This window comes from Citrobacter sp. Cpo037 (assembly GCF_030332945.1).
Taxonomy (GTDB): Bacteria; Pseudomonadota; Gammaproteobacteria; order Enterobacterales; family Enterobacteriaceae; genus Citrobacter; species Citrobacter portucalensis.
In genome coordinates this window covers 1-1,267 of the sequence record NZ_JAOWGW010000078.1, presented here as the reverse complement: position 1 = coordinate 1,267, position 1,267 = coordinate 1, and the positions used below count along the sequence as shown (strand labels likewise).

The 1,267-nt window shown below is 38.6% G+C and carries 1 pseudogene; it reads left to right on the top strand.

Annotated elements, in window-relative coordinates:
- Positions 1–81: pseudogene (locus OGX94_RS25030) on the top strand (IS1 family transposase); the annotation flags it as partial.
- Positions 82–1,267: the final 1,186 nt, after the last annotated feature.

Sequence of the window (1,267 nt, the reverse complement as noted above, 5' to 3'; positions counted from 1 at the left end):
TTTCCGCCATTTAAAAAACTCAGGCCGCAGTCGGTAACCTCGCGCATACAGCCGGGCAGTGACGTCATCGTCTGCGCGGAGGAGCTGCATGACAAAGTCATCGGGCATTATCTGAACATAAAACACTATCAATAAGTTGGAGTCATTACCTGCAAGTTCCATTCAATAACACATGATAATAAATTTACATTTATTTACATAAATTCACTTTGTGCATACATTTTGGTCATGTAATAGTGAAACAGCACTTTATGTTAAAATTTATAAGAGGGATTTTTATGTCAAATATCAGAGAATTGAGTTTTGATGAAATTGCATTAGTCAGTGGTGGCAACGCAAACAGTAATTATGAAGGAGGCGGAAGTCGTAGTCGTAACACCGGAGCCCGTAACTCACTGTGACGAAATGCACCGACACACATTTACAGTGACCCGAGCACAGTTAAATGTGCTAATGCTGTCTTTAGTGGAATGGTTGGTGGTGCCATTAAAGGTGGTCCTGTAGGAATGACCAGAGGAACTATTGGTGGGGCAGTTATCGGCCAGTGTCTCTCCGGTGGAGGAAATGGTAACGGAGGCGGAAACAGAGCTGGTTCCAGTAATTGTTCAGGAAGTAACGTCGGTGGTACCTGTAGTCGATAAGTAAGTATCAACGGAGGATACTGCAGTGTTTATTAAATTATTGTCTTTTATATTAAGTTTATTACTGGGTTTTGCGCTATTAAGTGGTTCCTCCATTATTGATTTGTCATGGTTTTCGTTGCCTGAGGAATTTTCAAAAATAGTAATTACATTGATCACCTTGTTTTCCACTGCTAAATTTACAGATATAGTTTTAGCAAAAATAATAACCTTCATAAAGTGATGTTTTGTAATGGATGAACGTTCGAGCCAGTTTAGATATAGTAAATACAGCGCTATTATTTTTCTTGCAGTGGTTATTATATCAACTATTGTAACATTATCGCCAACCTTTACACTGCGTTATGTTGGACTGGATATTGCATTTTTCATTGTGTTCATTACAGAGATTCTAATTTCAACTCTTGTTTACTTATTTTACCTAAAGGAATTTCCTGAGTGTAGAATAAAAATAAGAACAGACTCAGCTACAGTTAAATTTTCAGCCCTGTCATTCCTTATAATTATTCTGATACAGTTAGGGAAGGTGCGAATAAGCAGGTCATGTCTTCCCAAGCTGACTCGCTGATTAAAATTTCGCGGATCTGGGCCGATTTTTTTCCCGCAAACACATCGAATCAGCCTAT